The organism is Streptomyces sp. NPDC059371 (genome assembly GCF_042751995.1).
GTDB lineage: Bacteria > Actinomycetota > Actinomycetes > Streptomycetales > Streptomycetaceae > Streptomyces.
The window spans coordinates 61,263-78,946 of record NZ_JBHYXD010000004.1 but is presented as its reverse complement, the minus strand read 5'-3'; the positions used below and the strand labels follow the sequence as shown (position 1 = coordinate 78,946).

Here is a 17,684-nt window from a genome sequence, read left to right as displayed (position 1 = left end):
ATGACGGTCACCGCGGCCCGACCCCCGGGCGTCCCGAAGGCCCGACCCACAGGGCGTCCCGAAGAGTTGACTCAGAGGGCGCCCCCAAGCGGTCGGGGCGTCCGGATGCCGAGGGCGCGCTCTAGGGACGGCGGGCCAGCAAGTGGGCGTCGAGGAAGCCCCGTTCGGAGGCCGGGTCGTGGCGCAACTCGGCGACCACGACGAGCCCGGCTCCGGTCAGCAGCTCGGCGAACCGGTCGACCGGCCAGCTATAGGCGGGCGCCACCTTGTGGTCGAAGCGGATCGGCTCCGGCCCCTCGGTCCCGAAGAACGAGACCAGGAGCAGGCCCCCTGGTGCCAGGACACGCACCTGCTCGCCGAGCAGCGCGGGCAGTTCCCCGGGCGGGGTATGGATCATCGAGTAGTGGGCCAGCACCCCGCCGAGCGCGCGGTCCTCGACGGGCAGGGCCTCCATACGCGCCTCGTCGAACGGCAGTGCCGGATGGGCCCGTCGGGCGTGCTCGACCATGGCCGGGGAGAGGTCGAACCCGAGGGCGTCCAGGCCCAAGTCGTGCAGCATGGCAGTCAGATGGCCGGGTCCGCATCCGACATCGGCTGTCCGCAGATTGCCCGTCTCACGCACCAGCTCCGCGAAGGCGCCGAGCATGGCCCGCGCGAACGGCCGCGTCTCCAGCCGATCGGCGAACATCGACGCGTAGAGCTCGACGATCCCGTCGTAAGCCGTCCTGGTCTCGTCCTGGTGTTCCGTCACGCGGATGAAGCTAACACCCGTTCCACTCAAGGCAGTTGACAGGCGACGCTCGGCCCGGCCACCGCCGCCCGGCGCCTTCGTCAGCCGAGGTCCGCCTGCCAGAGGTCCGGTCCGAACACCTCGTCCTGCAAGTCGTAGGGTGCGACGCCACGTCCGAGCGGTGCGCTCCGCAGCGGTCGACGCCGGCGGGCCGCCGATGATGGACGAGAACGCGTCCCACCTGCCCATGGTCCCAGCCGTGACGGACGAGGCGGCGAGAGGGCGAGGGGCTCCGGTGCACCCGCACGCCACCGGGCCCCTCGCCGACTCCTGGCCGGGGCGAGGGTCAGCCGGCCTCGGCGCAGATCGCGTAGACGGCGGCGGTGTACGTGTTGCTGCCGCCGTTCAGGAGGCCGGCGGTCCAGCCGACGGGTGTGGTGCCGGAGACGATCGGGTTGGAGTGCGGCGGCGGCGTACGTGTTCCTGCCGCCGTTCAGGAAGCCGGCGGTCCAGCCGACCGGAGTGGTGCCGGAGACGATCGGGTTGGAGTGCGGCGCCGGCCCGTTCGACATGGCGGTGCCGCTGGGCATGTACCAGCCGCCACCGGTGGCGATCCCACCGGCCGGGCACCGTGCCTCGACGTCGACCATGTCCAGTTCGCCGACGGCCTTCGTGGTGGTGACCACGTGAGCCCCCGCGACCCCGTCCGCCCCCGCGGGCCCCTGGGCCCCGGCATCCCCCTGGTCGCCCTTGTCTCCCTCGTCGCCGGGCTCCCCCTTGGCCCCGGCCTCGCACCCTGCTCTCCCTGAGCCCCCTACTCCCCGGCACCGCCTTCGGCGCTCTGGTCACCCTGGTCCCTGGTCGCCCTGGCCGCCCTTGGGGCCCGCGGGCCCCTAGCCGACTGCCCCTGCAGAAACACATGTTGCCGGAAGGCGCAGCAGTCCCACCGTGTCCCGGCACCGCGCGACGCACCCGTGCCGGGTATGGCGCGCTCATGCGTGAGTTAGGATCGCCCGCCGACCTGCGGAAAGTCCGAACAGGGGCTTGCGGAGGTGCGTCGTGAACAGGACCCTGAAGTCGCTGGGCGGCCTGGCCCTTTGGACCTGCGGTGTGCTCACGGTGCACGCACTGGTGACCGTCGCGACCGGGCTGGCCGCCTGGCACAAACACCAGGTCCTGCTGGCACCACCGCTGCCGCCCACACCCGATGGCAGCGAGGCTCTCCCGCTGATCAACGCCGACATATGGTTCGGAAACCTGCTGGGCTGGTGGCAGGCCACGACCCTGGCGACCCTGGTCGTCCTCACGGTCTGGATGAGCGGCATGCGCGACCTCGCCGAAAGGCTCTGGCCCGAAGGACAGCGTCGCCGTCGCGCGTGGCTGTTCTTCGGCTGGATCCTTCCGGTGGCCGACCTGTTCGTCCCCAAGATGATCGTCAACGACCTGTGGGCGGCCGCCGAACCCGGCCCACGGCGTCGGCGCGGCCATCCCCTGCTCGCCGTCTGGTGGCTCTCTGTTCTCGCCGCCGGCGCGGCTGGCGACAAGGCCCTCTCCACGATGAAGAAGGCGGACACCGCGGCACAGTCCAGCCGGGTGCTGGAGCAGGTGATGGTGAGCGACGGCCTGTACGTGTGCGCCGCCGCGCTGTCCATCTGCGTGGTCTGGCAGCTCAGCGGCCGGCTGAGGAACGCCGTGTCGGACCCGCCCGCGTTGCTGACGTGACGGCATGGGACGTCGTCGGCATCGGCACTTGGTCATGGGCTCCGATCGATTCCGGTGGTGGGTCGGCCATCGCCATGTGCCGGACCCGGACCCGGACACCGACAGCCGGACCGGATACTCCTGCCAGGAGGTCCTTGTATTCACGCGCGAGGGCTCGCCCGGTGTGATCCGTATCGTCTTCGCCTCGGGCCCCGGCCGCGTGGTGGGCGGCGGGGGCTGGGGGGCTCACGAAGGCGGCGTCAGCCGTGTGGGCGGCGGCTATCTCAACCTCCACCGGCCCGCGACGGTGTGGGGGTTGATCGAAGCGGCTCTGGCGGACGGCCAGTGCTTCGGGCGTGCCACCCATGTCGACGGATGGCGGTTCTTCGACGCCGTGGCCGCAAACGTGCCACCCGCTCGCGAACCACACCACGAGCCCGCCTCCGCCGCGGGGAAGATCGCTGTCCGATCACCGGGGCGTAGTGACAGTGAGTCGGTGTGACAAGTCTGGTCCTTCTTCGAGCTGCTCCAGGACTGGGACCCGGACGAATAGGGCGTCCGGGTCCCGTCGCGGACCGAAGCCCTGGCCCTACGCGCCCCTTGTGCCGGGTGTCGAGCCTTACCATCGGTTGAGGCCACGACGTGAAAGGCAGCGACATGGTGCAGTGGCAGGGGACCAACTTCACCGTGGACGGTCACGAGCCGACCAGTGCCGAGGAGTACTACCGGATCGGCCTGCACTGCTGGAACAGCGGGCAGCACGCCGGTGCGGAGGTCTACTTCCTCGAAACCGCGGCGTCCACCGGCCACAGTGCCGCGATCGAACTGCTGGGGCACATCGACTACACACAGGGGCGGTACGCGAGCGCGGTGCCACGGCTGCGGCACAGCGGTGGTTCACCGCGGGCGGCCTTCTACCTCGCCTCGCTGTACCACCACGGCTGCCCGCAAGCGGGCATCGTCGAGTCGCTGGACGAAGCGGCCCGCTGGTACGGCAGGTCGGCCGAACTGGGCGAGCCCGAGGCGATGCTCGTGCTGGGCGACCTGTACCTGGAACGGCTGATTCCGGTCACCCGGACTCCGGCGGAACACGCCCTCGAACAGTTCCTCGCGGCAGCCACACGCAACCACCCCTACGGCCAGTACCGCGCCGCGGAGATCTACCGCAGCCTCTATCAGGACAACGAACGAGCCGCGGTGATGTACCAGTCCTGTGTGGACAACCCGATGACCGCGCGCCACGCTCTGGGGTCGATGATGACGCTTCAGAGCCAGGCGCACCTGCGGGAGATAGGGGCCCTGAGGGCAGCCCGCCGGTCGCAGCAGCGGCGTGACATCGTCAACCCCACGCAGCGGCGAAGCGACTTCTACTGACGTCCTCGGTCAGCGGAAGGCCAGGACCCACAGGTAGGCGGCCAGCACCCGCATCAGATCTTCCGTCTCCTCGGTCTGCTCCAGCAGTGCGCCCGGTACGTGGGACAGCTCCCAGGAAGCCCGGTCCGAGGGCTCATGCGGCCCCTCCGCCTCCCACAGGCGCCCGATCTCCTCGGTGCTTGAGCTCAGTCGGGCGCACGCGTCGGCCGCGGTGCCGAGGACCCGCACCAGGGGGCCCGCGTCGTCCCGCCCGTCGCTCCCCCACCCGGCGTCGTCCCGCCTCATGCCGTCCCGCGTCGCCTCCTCCCGCCCGGCGCCGAGCAGTGTGCCGGCCGCGCCGGACAGTGCGGCGGCCGTGGCGGCCAGGCGCGATGCCCGCTCCAGCCAACTGGGTGCGGGGTGACCGGAAGCGGCGGGTGTGCGGAGCGATCGTTCCAGGTCGTGGCCGAGGCGTCCGCCGGCGGACCGTTCCTGGTCGGTGGGCCGCCAAGCCCCCCGCTCCCGCAGATCGTCCGCCTGCCCCATGGCCCGGCGGGCCCGCGCGAGAGCCCCCGGCCAGTCGCCGAGATCCCAGTCCGGCGTCGCCCGCGACTCCCGGACGCGGTAGCCGAGCGTCAGCCGCACCCCGGCGGGGCGCGGCCGCGGGAGGTCCGCCTCGACATGGGCCTGTAGTACGTGCCTGATCCCGGCCACCGACGCCGCGCTGCCGACGCCGATCCCGGACTTGCGGGCCGCGTCGGGCACGGGCCCCGTGTCCAACGGCTCGGCTCCCTGGGCGCAGTAGCTCAGGGCGTCGGCCAGGGGGACCTGGTCGACCAGAATCCCCGCGTCGTAGGCCGCGCGCCAGAACAGCAGACCGAGCGTGTTGTGCCTGGCGCTCCCCCACGGCCACTTCACCCGCGCGCCGGGGCCCGCGGAGAACCACGGGGAGACCCCTGGTCCCAGGCCGCCGTCGCGCTCGTCGTACCAGGCGACCAGCAGGCGCGCCTGGTGACCGGCGCGCTCCCACGCCCCGCAGCCGTAGGCGACCTGGTGCCCCGGCTCCCACCCGTTCCTGTCCACGGCGCGAACCGTACCGGGCCCGGGTGCGGGACGTCCGGGCAGGCATCCGGGCCGCTGCATCCGCCATCGCGCGCGGGCTTCGTCTAACGTGGATGACGCCTGCGCGACTCCCCGGTTCCGCTGCGGACGAGCGTGGATTCTCGATGAGGGAGCCGTTCATGACTCACAGCATCTGGGGCTACCACCCGGCCGCCGGGCACGTCGCGGGTACGGATCTGGTCGGGTTCAAGGTGGAGGCCGTCGACGGCGCCATCGGCAAGGTCGACAAGCATGCGGATGACGTCGGCTCCTCGTATCTCGTCGTCGACATCGGTGTCTGGATCTTCGGCAGGCATGTCCTGCTGCCCGCGGGCACGGTGAGGCGGGTCGACCGGGACGAGCGGAAGGTCTACGTCGCGCTCACCCAGGAGCAGATCAGGGAATCCCCCGAGTTCGACCGGGTCAAGCACGTCGGCGACGCCGATTACCACGAACAGGTCGGCGGCTACTACCAGAGCCACCGCGCCTGACCCACCCCTGACCCACCGTCGCGCCGGTGGGTCAGGTGCCGGGTCTCCCCCGGGCTGCCGGGTCTCCCGCGGGCCGCGGGCGGGCTCAGCCCTGAGCCAGTTCCGCCACCGGCTGCCACTTCTCCCAGGACTCCAGGCGCTTCTCGTAGTCCGCCTTCGCGATGCCCAGCGGCGCGGAACCGAAGAAGCAGCGCAGCGGCGGCTCCTCAGCGTCCACGATCTCCAGCACGGCCGCGGCGGACGCGCTCGGGTCGCCCGGGGTGCCGACGCGCTTGCGCCGCTGTTCCTGGACTTCCTTGTGGAACTCGGCGTACGCCGGCAGTTGCTCGGACGTGCTCGACGAGGAACCGGCCCAGTCGGTCGCGAACCCGCCGGGCTCGATCAGGGTGACCTTGATGCCGAACGGCGCCACTTCCTGCGCCAGCGCCTGGCTCATTCCCTCGAGCGCCCATTTCGAGGCGTGGTAGATGCCGACCAGCGGGAAGGCGCTGATCCCGCCGATGGAGGAAACCTGCAGAATGTGGCCGCTTCCCTGCTCGCGCAGGAAGGGCAGCGCCGCCTGGGTGACCCACAGGGCCCCGAACAGATTCGTCTCCAACTGCGCGCGAGCCTCGGCTTCGGTGATCTCCTCGATCATCCCGAAATGGCCGTAGCCGGCGTTGTTGACGACCACGTCGAGCCGTCCGAACCGCTCGTGCGCCAGCCGCACGGCGGCGAAGTCGGCGTCGCGGTCCGTCACGTCGAGCTGCAGGGGCAGCAGCCGCTCTCCGTAGGTCTCTCGAAGATCGCCCAGCGTGGACAGGTCGCGCGCCGTCGCGGCCACCGAGTCGCCGCGCTCCAGCGCGGCGCTCGCCCACTCCCGTCCGAAGCCGCGGGAGGCGCCGGTGATGAACCAGATCTTCTGTGTCATGGAGTGCTCCTCGGGGAACGTGTCGTCCGCTCGGTCGCCACGTCACCGCGGCGCCACTCCTTCCACCCAACACCTTCGAGTGCGCTCCAGGGCAAATCCGGCTCCCGGGCGCGGCCCGGCACCGGCTCCGGCCCCCGCTCCGGCGGGGACGCGGAGCGGTCACACCTGTACGAGTTGAGGTTCCGGCTGCTGCACGGGCGCGGTCTGCGGATTCCACTGCCTGGTGGTCCGCAGATATCCGTAGATCACGGACGCCATCGCCAGGAGGAGGGTCGGTCCGAACACCCAGGGATACCGGGCCATCTCCACCGGCAGATAGCGATACGACACCACGAGCACGGCGAAGACCACAGAGCCGTAGGCGACCAGCGTGACTCCCGCCCGGTCCCATCCTCGGGCGAAAGCGCGCATGGTCGCCTCGACCGTGAGCGCGAACACCACACCGGCGACGAGATCCGCGCCGTAGTGGTACCCGAATCCGAGCGTCGCCGTGAGCGTGCCGACCAGCCAGAACGTGCCCGTGTTACGCAGGAGCCGCGAGCCCTCGCGGGTGTGGATAAAGAGCGTGGTGGCCCAGGCCGTGTGGAGGCTGGGCATGCAGTTGCGCGGGGTGATCTCGTCGAACGGGAACGCCTGCGGGGCACCGGTCGACAGCGGGGTCTGCGGCCACAGGTTGGCCGCCGCCCACTGCCCGCCTTCGGCGCCGTAGGCGAAGACCGGCCCGACCACCGGGAAGATCATGTAGACGATGGGCCCGACCAGACCGATGGCCAGGAAGGTGCGCACCAGATGATGGGCCGGGAAGCGGCCCTCCCGCGCCACGTTGCGCAGTTGGTAGAGCGCGAAGACGGCCGCGGCGAGCGGGAGCTGGCCGTAGACGAGATGGAGGGCGTGGTAGCCGATCGGGCCGGTGGCCTCGACCATGCGGCCCATCACCCAGGACGGGTTGCCCAGTGCGTGATCGGCTGTGGCCACGTACGCGTCGAGCACGGACGGACGGGTCTCCGATGTGATCATCAGCCAGGTGTCGCCCGTCTTGTGACCGGCCACCAGGAGCAGGCCCAGTCCGACGCCCTTCAGGAGCAGGACGCGTTCCCTGCCCGCGCGGCGGGTGACGGCGATGAACGCATAGCCCAGAATCACCCACAATGCGCCGTTGCCGAACATCATCTTGGCGTCGACCACCCAGCGCACCAGGAAGAAGACGACGTCGATACCGGCCGCGATTCCCAGCGAGATGAACCGTTGCCGCCAGGGGAGGACGACCATCATCAATGCCAGGCCGGCATACAGCAGAGGACCTGAGGTGGGAGTGAATATCACTTCCCGGGCCTGGTTGGTGATCGGCCCCGGCATGCCGTAGTGGCGCGCGACGATCTCCATCGCGACGAGGAAGCCGAAGGTCACCACACCTGCGACGGCCCACAGAATCACCCGTGACCGACGCCGCTCATCCAATTCAATTATGTTGTTTATTCGTGAAATTACTCGGGATGCTATAGATATCAATTGTTCGGCCGATTTGTTTAGGTATTGGTCATCCGGCTCACCCTTCGCGCTAGACAGCGTGTTCTTCTAGTGAAGGACGGACGATCAGGGCAATCGTCGTGAGTTCGATCATGTTATGAGCGTTACAGGTGGGTTTCAAGGGTCACAGCCGGTGCAAAGGTCGACGGATCCTGTGCCCGACGATCTGCCGAGGTTACCGAAAGCTGCCACGCTGTCTGTGAATCACTCTTCGACGCTGAGGGGTTTTCATGACGCGGACGGACCGGAGACCCATCGCGGGACCGAGGCCGTGGAGCTGGCCATGACCGGCTCCACGGCCTCCGGCGGCCACTACGGACAAGATCTGTTCGAGCCCGAACACCCGCAGGAGGCCGAGCGTATCGACGCGGCTGCCCTGGTCTACGACCCTGTCACCACGGGCCGGCTGCGCGCGCTGGGCACCGGACCGGGCAGCCGCTGCCTGGAGGTGGGGGCCGGGACCGGGACCGTGGTCCGCTGGCTGCTGGAGGAGGCGGGAGCCGCGGAGGTGGTCGCGCTGGACCGGGACACCAGCGGCCTGGAAGCCCTCGCGGGCCCGGGGGTGCGATTGGTCACTACCGATCTCCGGGACGAGAATCTGGACCTGGGCACCTTCGACCTCATCCATGCCCGGTTCGTGCTCATGCACCTGCCCGAACGCCGTCAACTCGTCTCCCGTCTCGCCCGATGGCTGAACCCGGGCGGCTGGCTGGTGCTCGGCGACGCAGTGGAGGTGCCGAATCCGCTCGACTCCTCGTCGGCCTACCGGCGGACCATGGACGCCATGTGGCAGGCCCTGAGGACGACCATCGGCACCGACACCTCCGGCATCACGGCGTATCCGCACTTCCTGAGAGAGGAAGGGCTCCAGAACGTCGCCGGCGAACTGATCTGCCCACCTCTCGTCGCGGACGGCCCGCTGGCCCGCTTCTGGTCCGAGACCTGGAACCGGATGCGCCCCGCCCTCGAGGAAACCGGACGCGTCGACTCCGCCGTCATCGACGAGGCGGTCGACTACCTGGCCTCACCCCGGCTCGCCGAACTCGGGCCCGGCATGATGATCGCCTGGGGGCAGCGGCGCTGAGCCCTGCCAGGCCCTCGGGCAAGCATGGTCGTCCTCACGTCTGCTGGGACGGCTCGTACGTCTCGGCGGCGAGGCCGAACGTCCACGCCACTCCCTCGCGAGCCGTACGCGTCGTCGGCGGGACGCGCAGCCAGTACGTACGGCTCGTACCGTCCGGCTCGGGGGTCGAGTTCACGACCTCGACCATGACCACGTCCTCGTCCCCGACCAGCTCGACCCGCCACAGCACGCCCGTCTCGTCGCGGTGCACGGGAACGGCCCCCGACTCGTCCAGGTACCGGTCGTAGCCGTAGTGCTCCAGCATCACCCGGCGCAGCTCGGCGTTCTCCTCGTCGCGTATCCGCTCGGGCGTCAGCGCGGTGAGCTCGTCGAGGAAGGTGCCCGGGACCGGCATCCCGCGCCATGCGTACAGCTCGAAGCCGTCCGCGTATCGCAGCGCCGGGCCGTCCCCCCGGTCCAGGCGTCCCGCTTCGTCGCGGTGCAGGCTCAGCGGCCGCTCGCTGACCACCGCCACCTTCTCGTACGGCCACCACCAGCCGGCTTCGCGCGCCACCGCCGCGATCCCGGCCAGGGCGCTCGCCTCGTCGGGGTCGAAGGCGCACAGCCATGCCGCGTCGTGCTGGCCGAGGGTCGCGTCCAGGAGCAGCAGCCGCACCCGGCTCTCCTCGTGCCGGTCGGTGCCGAGGTCCTCGACGATGCCCGCGCGCACCCGGTCGGCCAGCATGCGGGCAGACTCCCACAGCGCCGCGCCCGTGGCCCGCCAGTGTCCGCTCCAGCCCTCCGGGCCCAGCCGTTCGTGCGTTCGCGCGCGTTCCGCGGCCCAGGGCCCCGCGACGACGGTATTTCGGACGCTGGGTCCGGTGTCCCCCAGCACCGCGCCCTCGACGGGCGCCGTGCCCATGAGGATGCGTACGGCCTCGTGCGGTGACCGCGCCCACACGATGCGCTCGGGCTCGTCCAGCCCGGCCTTCCGGTAGGCGAGCCGGACGCCCTCCTCGGCCGCCGCCCGGTCGCCCGCTCCCGTCCGGGTCGCGGTGGCACGCCAACTGCCCTGTTCCATCACACCGTTCCTCTCCGATTTCCCCTGTGCCCGAGCGGCACGGCACCCGTGGTGCCACCCGGTCCCGCCGTCGAACGTCCTGTCCACGCCCCGGTGCGCGCCGCTCCGCATCCGGAGCCGCGACCACCGGCGAACCCGTCAGTCGGCGACGATCCGCACCGAACCCGGCACGTACTCACGCTGACGGATCACCCGGTACCAGCCCTTGTGGAGGGAGATCGCCGCGTGCTCCTCGTGCACGACCCGCGCCCCGTCCGGAACGTGCACGAGCATCGGGCCGAACACCCCGCCGTCCCGTATCAGCCGCCCGGGACCGACCACGGCGTGGGCGTGCCCGGTGACTTCCCCGAGGGCCAGCACGAGTCGTCCACGGCCGTCACGGGGCTCGGAAGCCGCGTCGAGGGCGTCGTCCGGCACCGCCTTCTCGTCCAACGGCACGATGAGCACGTCTCCTTGGCGGAACATGGGTCTCCCTCCCGGCACGGCACGAGGTGTGCCATGGGAAAAACCGTAGAGGCGACCACTGACAATCGGCCTCCGGGCCGGCCGTGCACCCCCGGTGACCAGGTGTCATGTCCCACAGGTCCGGTCGTCGTACCCACTCGGACGGCTCGGGGCCGTGTGCCCGCCAGCCGTTCCGCCCGCGCCCCGTCCACAGGTACCGACCCTGTTCGCCGTGATGTCAGAGGGGCTTGGTAGAACTCGTCTGTCTGGGTGCGGACCGCGCGCTCCGGACTCGGCACCACGACCGTCGATCCAGCGGAATCAGCACGAAGGAGCGGGCGCGCATGACCGTCAACAGCCATCTCGAGGAGTTCCACGGCCTGCCGGCCTTCACCTTCCCCGACGCGGGCGACAAGTCGCCCCGGGCCACCTCGCTTCCCGCGCCCGAAAGCGTCGCCTGGCGCATCGCCGTGGACGCCTACGACAGCGAGGAGGAGTGGGAGGGCGCGTTCGCGCGTTTCCTGGCCGCCGTGGACACGGAGCAGGTGCGGGCGCTCATCGTCGGCGCGTGGAGCGATGTCTACGACACGTCTCCGCACGCGGTGATCGAAGCCCTGGTCGCCGCGCGCGACCGACTGCCCGCGCTGCGGGCCCTGTTCCTCGCGGACATCGTGATGGAGGAGTGCGAGATCTCGTGGATCGTCCAGGGTGACGTGTCGCCCCTTCTGGAGGCCTTCCCCTCCCTGGCCGAGTTCGGCGTCCGCGGCGGCAACGGCCTGGTCTTCCCCGCCGTGAAGCACGAGCGGCTGCGCACGCTGACCGTCGAGAGCGGCGGACTGCCCGCCGAGGCGGTGCGCGGCATCGCCGCCAGCGACCTGCCCTCGCTGACCGCACTGGACCTGTGGCTCGGCACCTCCGAGTACGGCGGCGACGCCGATGTCGCCGACCTGGAACCGTTCTTCGCGGGCAGCCGTCTGCCCAGCCTGGTCCGTCTGGCCCTGCGCAACAGCGAGATCCAGGACGCCATCTGCACGGCGCTGGCCTCGGCCCCGGTCGTGGCGCGCCTGGAGCACCTGGACGTCTCCATGGGCGTGCTCACCGACGACGGCGCGACGGCCCTGCTCTCGGGCCAGCCGCTGACCCACCTCAAGGTGCTCGACCTGCACCACAACTACCTCAGCACGGCGGTGCGGACGCGCCTGCTGGAGACGCTGGAGCCCGCCGGTGTCGAGGTCGACGCCGACCAGGACGAGGCGGAGTCCGACGAGGAGGAGGACGGCACGGTCTGGCGTTTCGTCGCGGTGGGCGAGTAGCGCCGACCGGTTCCGGCAGAGAGAACGAGGAGGCGGGATGGGCGGGTTGCGGCTGCGGGGCGCGCCGGTGAGGTGGGCGGTCGTCGCGAACGGGGAGAACCGCCGGGTGGACCTGTTCAGGGCGGCGGCCGAGAAGGCGGGCCCCGGCACCCTGCGCGTGGTCGAGTGGCGGGACGTCCTGCGGGACGGCGGGCACGACTTCGCGGGCGACGAGGTCGTCCGGCTGGACTCCCCCGGCGAGAACGCCGAGGTGGACCGGCTGTTGCGCGGCACCGACGAGCCGACCAGGGTGGAGGGTTCCGCGCGCTGGTACGCGGGTCTCCTGGACTGTGTGGGTTCGCTGCGCGGGGGCCGAAGGCTGGACGACCCGGCGGATCTGGCCGTCCTCTTCGACAAGAGGCTGTGCCACGCCCGGCTCGACGCGGCGGGTGTACCGGTGCCGCAGTCCCCGACCTCGGGGGCCCTGCGGGCCGTGGAGGACTGGAGCGGCGTCCGGGACCTCATGGCGGAGGCCGTGCTGAGGCGGGTGTTCGTCAAGCTCGCCCACGGCTCGTCCGCGTCGGGTGTGCTGGCCGTCGAGACGACCGCCACCGGCCGGATCCGGGCCACCACCTCGGTCGAGCGCACGGCTGACGGCGACCTCCACAACTCGCTGCGGATCCGCCGCTACACGGACGAGGCGCGGATCGCGGCGATCGTGGACGCGCTGGCACCCGACGGGCTGCACATCGAGCGCTGGGTGCCGAAGGCGTCGCTCGGTGGCAGATCGGCCGACCTGCGGGTCGTGGTCGTGGCCGGCCGCGCGACCCACGCCGTGGTCCGTACGAGCCGTTCTCCTCTGACGAACCTGCATCTGGGAGGTGCCCGCGGCGATCTCGCGGCCGTGCGCGCACTGGCCGGCGACCGGTGGGCGGAGGCCCTCTCGATCAGCGAACGGGCCGCCGCCTGCTTTCCCGGCACCCTGTGCGTGGGCGTCGATCTGCTGCCCGCCGTCGGCTGGCGCCGCTTCGCCGTCGGGGAGGTCAACGCCTTCGGAGACCTGCTCCCCCGTCTGACCGGCCTGCCGGGCAGCGGCGCGGAAGGCCTGGACACGTACGCGGCGCAGGTCGCGGCGGTCCGTTCCCGCTCCCCCGAACATTTCCCCGTACGACCCGCACTTCCGCTCGACACTCCTGCCAGGACAGAACATGCCTCAGCCTGATCCCGACCGCGCACCGGCCCTGACACCCTCCGCCCCCGGACCGGCGGGGACGCCGGACATGAACGAGGTGGTGGGACGGGACGACCTGCTCCTGCTCACCCTCGACACCCTGCGCTACGACGTGGCCGCCGAACTCGCCGCGGCCGGCCGCCTGCCGAACCTGACCGCCCATCTGCCCGGCGGCACCTGGGAGCGGCGGCACGCGCCGGGGAACTTCACTTACGCCTCCCACCAGGCCATGTTCGCGGGCTTCCTGCCCACCCCGGCCGCTCCGGGACCGCACCCCAGGCTGTTCGCGGCGCGGTTCGCGGGCAGCGAGACGACGGCGGACCGCACGTTCGTCTTCGACACCCCGGACCTGGTGTCCGGCCTCGCCGCGCACGGCTATCGCACGGTGTGCGTCGGGGGCGTGGGCTTCTTCAACAAGCAGGGCGCGCTCGGCGGCGTACTGCCCGGTCTCTTCCAGGAGAGCCACTGGGAGCCGGAGTTCGGGGTGGCGTCGCCCACCTCGTTCGAGGCCCAGGTCGCGCGGGCGGAGAAGATCGTTGCCGAACTTCCCGGTGAGCAGCGGCTGTTCCTGTTCCTGAACGCGTCGGCGCTGCACCAGCCGAACTGGTTCCACCTGCCCGGTGCCACCCGTGAGGCGGGCGACAGCCGGGTCACCCACGCGGCGGCCCTCGAGTACATCGACGCCCATGTCGGCCGGCTGTTCCGCGCGATGAGCTCGCGCCGCCGCTGCTTCGCCATCGTCTGCTCCGACCACGGCACCGCCTACGGAGACGACGGCTACACGGGTCATCGTCTCGGCCACGACAGCGTGTGGACCGTGCCCTACCGCCACTTCTTCCTGGAGCCGACCGTATGACGCTCGCCCCCGTGGCCGCCCCGACCGGCCTGCCGCGCCCGTACCAGAGCTATACGTACGCCTATCCCCACAAGACCTCCTACCGGCCTCTCACCCCGCGCCCCGCGCTCAAGGACGTGTGGGCCGGCGAGTCCCGGCGGTCGCTCTCGCTGTATCTGCACGTCCCGTTCTGCGAGGTCCGCTGCGGCTTCTGCAACCTGTTCACCCGCATCGGGGCTCCCGGCGATCTGACGGGACGCTATCTGGGCGCGGTGCGGCGCCAGGCATCCGCGATGCGGGAGGCACTGGGCGACGAGGAGACCCCCCGTTTCGCCAACGCCGCGTTCGGGGGCGGCACACCGACGTTCCTGGAGGCCGCCGAGCTGGAGCGGCTGTGCGACATCGCCGAGCGGGAGATGGGCGCCGATCTCCGCGCGATCCCGCTGTCCGTGGAGGCCTCGCCCTCCACGGCCACGGCCGACCGGCTGGCGGTCCTGGTCGAACGGGGCACGACCCGTCTCAGCCTCGGGGTGCAGAGCTTCGTCGAAGAGGAGTCCCGTGCGGCCGTACGTCCGCAGCGGCGCGCCGACGTGGAGGCGGCGCTCGCGCGGATCCGTGAGGCGGCCGTCCCCGTCCTCAACATCGACCTGATCTACGGCATCGACGGCCAGACCGCGGCCAGTTGGCGCCACTCGCTGGACGCCGCCCTGGCCTGGCGGCCCGAGGAGATCTACCTCTATCCCCTCTACATCCGGCCCCTCACGGGCCTCGGCCGGCACTCCGACGCGCGGACGGCCGACCTGGAGTGGGACGAGCAGCGGCTGCGCCGGTACCGGGAGGGCCGAGACCACCTGCTGGCCCACGGCTACGAGCAGGTGTCGATGCGCATGTTCCGGCGGGCGGACGCGCCTCCGCAGGGACCTGACGACTACGCCTGCCAGACCGACGGCATGATCGGCCTCGGCTGCGGTGCCCGTTCGTACACCTCCACGCTGCACTACTCCTTCGACTACGCCGTGTCGATGCGCGAGATCCGCGGCATCATCGACGACTACACCGCGACCGAGGACTTCTCGCACGCGCTGCACGGCCGCCGTGTCGACGAGGACGAGGCACGGCGCCGGCACCTGCTCCAGTCGCTCCTCCAGACGGAGGGCCTGCCCGTCGCGGACTACCGGCTGCGCTTCGGATCGGATCCGTACGACGACTTCCCGTCCGAGATCGGCACCCTCGCGGCACGGGGATGGCTCGCCGACCGGGACGAGGGCCAACTCCGTCTGTCCGCGGAGGGACTCGCCCACTCGGACGCGATAGGCCCCGAGTTCTTCTCCCCGGCCGTACGGGACGCCATGGCCGCCTACGAGACGAAGTGAGGCTTCCGTGGACCTGACGATCCTGTACCGCGGCCCGCTCGCGTCCTGCGACTACGACTGTCCGTACTGCCCGTTCGCGAAGCGCCGCGACGCCACCGCACAGCTCCGGGCCGACCGCGCGGCCCTGGAGCGGTTCACCGCGTGGGCGGGCGAGCAGCGCGAGGACCGGCTGTCGGTGCTCTTCACCCCGTGGGGCGAGGGGCTGGTCCGCTCCTGGTACCGCCGTGCCCTCGTGGAACTGTCGCACCGGTCCCACGTCAAGCGGGTGGCCGTCCAGACGAACCTCAGTTGCCGCACCGACTGGCTGGAGGCGGCGGACCGGGACACGGTGGCGTTGTGGTGCACGTACCACCCGGGGCAGACACCGCACGAGCGGTTCGTCGCCAAGACCCGGGAGCTCGGCGAGCTGGGCGTCCGTTTCAGCGTCGGCGTCGTCGGTCTGCCGGAGCACCGAGAACCCGCGCGCAGACTGCGCGCGGAGCTCCCGGAGCACGTGTACCTGTGGGTGAACGCCGCCGAAGGACACACCTACACCGACGAGCAGGCGGACGAGTGGACCGCGCTCGACCCGCTGTTTCCCTTCAGCCGCCATCCGCACCGGTCGGCGGGACTGCCCTGCCGTACCGGTGAGTCGGTCATCTCGGTGGACGGCGAGGGGAGGGTGAGCCGCTGCCATTTCGTGCGGGCCGAACTGGGCCGGCTGTACGACGGCTCCTACCGTGCCGCGCTCGCCCCGCGCCCCTGCCCCCTGACCATGTGCGACTGCCACATCGGCTACGTACACCTGGAGACCCTGCCGCTGTACGACGTCTTCGCGGGCGGTGTCCTGGAACGTGTACCGCAGGTCCTTCCGGACCGGGGCCGGGCGCTGCTTCCCGTGGTCCCCGCGGCCGGCTCCGTCTGAGAGCCGGCCGCGCGGTGGCGGCCGTCCGGTCCGGGTGGTGTCAGTCGTCGCGACGTCGGGCCACGTAGACGGTGTTGGTGGCGGTCCCGCCCTGGAGCGGGTTGTCGAAGTCCACCACGTGCGCCGCGGTGTCCGTGAAGACCTCCGCGAGCACCGAGCCGAACTCGTCGTCCGGCGGGTCGTTCGACCACAGCGCGAACACACCGCCGGGATGGAGCAGTTCGGTCAGGGCTGTCAGACCGGCTCGGGTGTAGAGCACGGCGTGGCCGGGGTGCAGCACATGGCGCGGCGAGTGGTCGACGTCCAGGAGGATCGCGTGGAACTGGCGGCCGGGGGTGTCGGGGTCGAGGCCTCGCGGTGTGCCGGTGGTCATCGCGAAGAAGTCCCCGCGCACGAGCCGGCACCGGGGGTCGGACGCCAGACCGGCGCCGAGAGGTACGAGCCCACGCCGGTGCCAGTCGATCACTTCGGCCAGGGTGTCGACGACGATGAGCGAGCGCACGCGCGGATCGTCCAGGGCCGTCCTGGCCGTGTATCCGAGGCCGAGGCCGCCCACGACGACGTCGAGCGGGCCCTCGGACAGCTCCGCCAGGCCGAGCCGGGTCAGCTCGATCTCCCCCGTGGTGAAGAGGCTGGACATCAGGTACTCGTCGCCGAGCTTCACCTCGTACACGTCGTCGCCCGAGAGCGGGTCCCGTCGACGGCGCAGGCTGATGTCGCCCATGGCCGTCGGCTGCCAGTCGATCTCCTCGAAACGCGCGCTCATCCGATGCCTTTCTCCCCAGCCTCGCCCCACCCCCGCGGGCGGAGGAACGGCCACCGGCACCGGGCGCCCCGACGTGGCGATGCGGGCGAATGGAGGCACCGCACAGTCCGGCTCGGGCCCGACGCTGTGGAGGATCTTGACACGGGAACGCCACGGACAGGTGGCCAAACGGTCGTACGGCACCGGATCGAGTCGGTGGCGGACTCGCCGTTCGTACGCCCTACCGGGTCAGGCTCGCGCGGCGGCCTCGCTGATGTCCCGGTGCATATGGCCCATGAGTTCGCCCATCTCGCGGACATCGGCGCTCGGCGACTCGGCGTTCTCCGCCGCGCCGCGCAGCCAGTCGGCGGTCGCCAGGGCGAGTGCGACGGCATCGTCCACACGGTCGTCGCCGAGGAGTCCCTCGACCCTGAAGGCGAGACTGCCCAGGGTCTCGGCGTTCGTATCCGGCGTCAGATAGCCGCGCAGAGCGACGGGGAAGGGGTCCTGGGATCTGGCCTGCCGCACGGCCTCGAGCACCGCGGGGTCCTCGCTGTACTGGTCGAGATGGCCGAGAAGGACGTAGATCCGCGCGATCAGCCTCGGTCGGCCGGGGTGGCCGTCCAGCCAGGCCATCAACTGCTGCTGGCCTCCGAGGTGGTCGACGACCGGGGTGAGCGCTTCCACCGACTTGGTGGGGAGATCCCAGTGATGAGGAAGCAGCCGGGCGATTTCGTCGGCCAGGCTCGCCTCGTCCTCGGCGCTGAGCGTCCCGGCGGTGAACCCGCTGACCTTCGCGCTGTCCAGGGTGAACCCGTCGGGCAACGCCGCCTGGCGATCACGGCTCGAGGAACCGTGCCGTCGGCGCAGCAGTTCGCCGACGCTCTTGAGGAGCGGCATGTC

Annotated in this window: 19 protein-coding genes; 11 read left to right on the top strand and 8 right to left on the bottom strand. The window is 71.0% G+C overall.

Annotated elements, in window-relative coordinates; translation table 11 throughout:
* Positions 1–121 precede the first annotated feature (121 nt).
* A complete protein-coding gene (locus ACFXGX_RS03915; protein ID WP_384784362.1) occupies positions 122–751 on the bottom strand; it encodes a class I SAM-dependent methyltransferase in 630 nt (209 codons plus the stop codon).
* A 456-nt stretch (positions 752–1,207) separates the two neighbouring features.
* On the opposite strand from ACFXGX_RS03915, the gene ACFXGX_RS03910 reads away from it, so the two are divergent.
* The 4 genes from ACFXGX_RS03910 to ACFXGX_RS03895 all read left to right on the top strand — a co-directional run bounded on the left by ACFXGX_RS03910 (position 1,208) and on the right by ACFXGX_RS03895 (position 3,805).
* On the top strand, positions 1,208–1,420 hold the full coding sequence (locus ACFXGX_RS03910; protein ID WP_384784360.1) for a hypothetical protein: 213 nt from the start codon (positions 1,208–1,210) through the stop codon (positions 1,418–1,420).
* Between the two features lie 369 nt (positions 1,421–1,789).
* Positions 1,790–2,452 (top strand): DUF4328 domain-containing protein, encoded by a 663-nt coding sequence (locus ACFXGX_RS03905; RefSeq protein WP_384784358.1) that lies wholly within the window; start codon positions 1,790–1,792, stop codon positions 2,450–2,452.
* Positions 2,453–2,486: 34 nt separating this feature from the next.
* Positions 2,487–2,933, top strand: a complete 447-nt coding sequence (locus ACFXGX_RS03900) for a hypothetical protein (RefSeq protein ID WP_384784356.1) — start codon at positions 2,487–2,489, stop codon at positions 2,931–2,933.
* A gap of 140 nt (positions 2,934–3,073) precedes the next feature.
* Complete coding sequence (locus tag ACFXGX_RS03895; RefSeq protein ID WP_384784354.1) at positions 3,074–3,805, top strand: tetratricopeptide repeat protein; 732 nt, start codon at positions 3,074–3,076, stop codon at positions 3,803–3,805.
* A gap of 9 nt (positions 3,806–3,814) precedes the next feature.
* Here ACFXGX_RS03895 and ACFXGX_RS03890 read toward each other — a convergent pair whose 3' ends face one another.
* Entirely contained in the window at positions 3,815–4,867 is a 1,053-nt protein-coding gene (locus ACFXGX_RS03890) for a hypothetical protein (RefSeq protein WP_384784352.1), read from the bottom strand.
* Positions 4,868–5,025: 158 nt separating this feature from the next.
* Between ACFXGX_RS03890 and ACFXGX_RS03885 the strand changes: the two genes are divergently transcribed.
* Complete coding sequence (locus ACFXGX_RS03885) at positions 5,026–5,376, top strand: PRC-barrel domain-containing protein (protein WP_384784351.1); 351 nt, start codon at positions 5,026–5,028, stop codon at positions 5,374–5,376.
* Positions 5,377–5,461: 85 nt separating this feature from the next.
* Here the strand turns inward: ACFXGX_RS03885 and ACFXGX_RS03880 are convergent, their stop codons facing one another.
* Together ACFXGX_RS03880 and ACFXGX_RS03875 are read right to left on the bottom strand one after the other, a co-directional pair.
* Positions 5,462–6,286, bottom strand: a complete 825-nt coding sequence (locus tag ACFXGX_RS03880; protein WP_384784349.1) for an SDR family oxidoreductase — start codon at positions 6,284–6,286, stop codon at positions 5,462–5,464.
* Positions 6,287–6,445: 159 nt separating this feature from the next.
* Entirely contained in the window at positions 6,446–7,717 is a 1,272-nt protein-coding gene (locus ACFXGX_RS03875; RefSeq protein WP_384784586.1) for a phosphatase PAP2 family protein, read from the bottom strand.
* Between the two features lie 379 nt (positions 7,718–8,096).
* Here ACFXGX_RS03875 and ACFXGX_RS03870 point away from each other — a divergent pair, with 379 nt between their 5' ends.
* A complete protein-coding gene (locus ACFXGX_RS03870; RefSeq protein ID WP_384784347.1) occupies positions 8,097–8,897 on the top strand; it encodes a class I SAM-dependent methyltransferase in 801 nt (266 codons plus the stop codon).
* 34 nt (positions 8,898–8,931) lie between these two features.
* On the opposite strand, the gene ACFXGX_RS03865 is transcribed toward ACFXGX_RS03870, so the two are convergent.
* Together ACFXGX_RS03865 and ACFXGX_RS03860 are read right to left on the bottom strand one after the other, a co-directional pair.
* Positions 8,932–9,960, bottom strand: a complete 1,029-nt coding sequence (locus ACFXGX_RS03865) for a DUF6745 domain-containing protein (protein ID WP_384784345.1) — start codon at positions 9,958–9,960, stop codon at positions 8,932–8,934.
* 135 nt (positions 9,961–10,095) lie between these two features.
* A complete protein-coding gene (locus ACFXGX_RS03860; RefSeq protein WP_384784343.1) occupies positions 10,096–10,422 on the bottom strand; it encodes a hypothetical protein in 327 nt (108 codons plus the stop codon).
* A 323-nt stretch (positions 10,423–10,745) separates the two neighbouring features.
* Here ACFXGX_RS03860 and ACFXGX_RS03855 point away from each other — a divergent pair, with 323 nt between their 5' ends.
* Genes ACFXGX_RS03855 through ACFXGX_RS03835 form a run of 5 tightly spaced genes read left to right on the top strand, consistent with a single transcriptional unit; the run spans position 10,746 to position 16,036 of the window.
* The gene (locus tag ACFXGX_RS03855; protein WP_384784341.1) at positions 10,746–11,714 is read left to right on the top strand and encodes an STM4015 family protein; all 969 of its coding nucleotides are present in this window, start codon (positions 10,746–10,748) and stop codon (positions 11,712–11,714) included.
* A 37-nt stretch (positions 11,715–11,751) separates the two neighbouring features.
* A complete protein-coding gene (locus ACFXGX_RS03850; RefSeq protein ID WP_384784339.1) occupies positions 11,752–12,915 on the top strand; it encodes an STM4014 family protein in 1,164 nt (387 codons plus the stop codon).
* A gap of 58 nt (positions 12,916–12,973) precedes the next feature.
* Complete coding sequence (locus ACFXGX_RS03845) at positions 12,974–13,780, top strand: STM4013/SEN3800 family hydrolase (protein ID WP_384784337.1); 807 nt, start codon at positions 12,974–12,976, stop codon at positions 13,778–13,780.
* A complete protein-coding gene (locus ACFXGX_RS03840) occupies positions 13,777–15,132 on the top strand; it encodes an STM4012 family radical SAM protein (protein WP_384784335.1) in 1,356 nt (451 codons plus the stop codon). The genes ACFXGX_RS03845 and ACFXGX_RS03840 overlap by 4 nt, the downstream gene beginning before the upstream one ends.
* Before the next feature lie 7 nt (positions 15,133–15,139).
* Entirely contained in the window at positions 15,140–16,036 is an 897-nt protein-coding gene (locus tag ACFXGX_RS03835; RefSeq protein ID WP_384784333.1) for an STM4011 family radical SAM protein, read from the top strand.
* 40 nt (positions 16,037–16,076) lie between these two features.
* Here the strand turns inward: ACFXGX_RS03835 and ACFXGX_RS03830 are convergent, their stop codons facing one another.
* Both ACFXGX_RS03830 and ACFXGX_RS03825 read right to left on the bottom strand, forming a co-directional pair.
* Entirely contained in the window at positions 16,077–16,802 is a 726-nt protein-coding gene (locus tag ACFXGX_RS03830) for a spermidine synthase (RefSeq protein WP_384784331.1), read from the bottom strand.
* Positions 16,803–17,030: 228 nt separating this feature from the next.
* A complete protein-coding gene (locus ACFXGX_RS03825) occupies positions 17,031–17,681 on the bottom strand; it encodes a hypothetical protein (RefSeq protein ID WP_384784584.1) in 651 nt (216 codons plus the stop codon).
* Between the last annotated feature and the right edge of the window lie 3 nt (positions 17,682–17,684).

What these genes read in the sequence shown, in the direction of transcription:
- ACFXGX_RS03900 (WP_384784356.1), top strand. Translation starts at nt 2,487, where the DNA reads ATGGGCTCCGATCGATTCCGGTGGTGGGTCGGCCATCGCCATGTGCCG.
- ACFXGX_RS03885 (WP_384784351.1), top strand. Translation starts at nt 5,026, where the DNA reads ATGACTCACAGCATCTGGGGCTACCACCCGGCCGCCGGGCACGTCGCG.
- ACFXGX_RS03880 (WP_384784349.1), bottom strand. Translation starts at nt 6,286, where the DNA reads ATGACACAGAAGATCTGGTTCATCACCGGCGCCTCCCGCGGCTTCGGA.
- ACFXGX_RS03870 (WP_384784347.1), top strand. Translation starts at nt 8,097, where the DNA reads ATGACCGGCTCCACGGCCTCCGGCGGCCACTACGGACAAGATCTGTTC.
- ACFXGX_RS03860 (WP_384784343.1), bottom strand. Translation starts at nt 10,422, where the DNA reads ATGTTCCGCCAAGGAGACGTGCTCATCGTGCCGTTGGACGAGAAGGCG.
- ACFXGX_RS03855 (WP_384784341.1), top strand. Translation starts at nt 10,746, where the DNA reads ATGACCGTCAACAGCCATCTCGAGGAGTTCCACGGCCTGCCGGCCTTC.
- ACFXGX_RS03850 (WP_384784339.1), top strand. Translation starts at nt 11,752, where the DNA reads ATGGGCGGGTTGCGGCTGCGGGGCGCGCCGGTGAGGTGGGCGGTCGTC.
- ACFXGX_RS03845 (WP_384784337.1), top strand. Translation starts at nt 12,974, where the DNA reads ATGAACGAGGTGGTGGGACGGGACGACCTGCTCCTGCTCACCCTCGAC.
- ACFXGX_RS03840 (WP_384784335.1), top strand. Translation starts at nt 13,777, where the DNA reads ATGACGCTCGCCCCCGTGGCCGCCCCGACCGGCCTGCCGCGCCCGTAC.
- ACFXGX_RS03830 (WP_384784331.1), bottom strand. Translation starts at nt 16,802, where the DNA reads ATGAGCGCGCGTTTCGAGGAGATCGACTGGCAGCCGACGGCCATGGGC.
- ACFXGX_RS03825 (WP_384784584.1), bottom strand. Translation starts at nt 17,681, where the DNA reads ATGCCGCTCCTCAAGAGCGTCGGCGAACTGCTGCGCCGACGGCACGGT.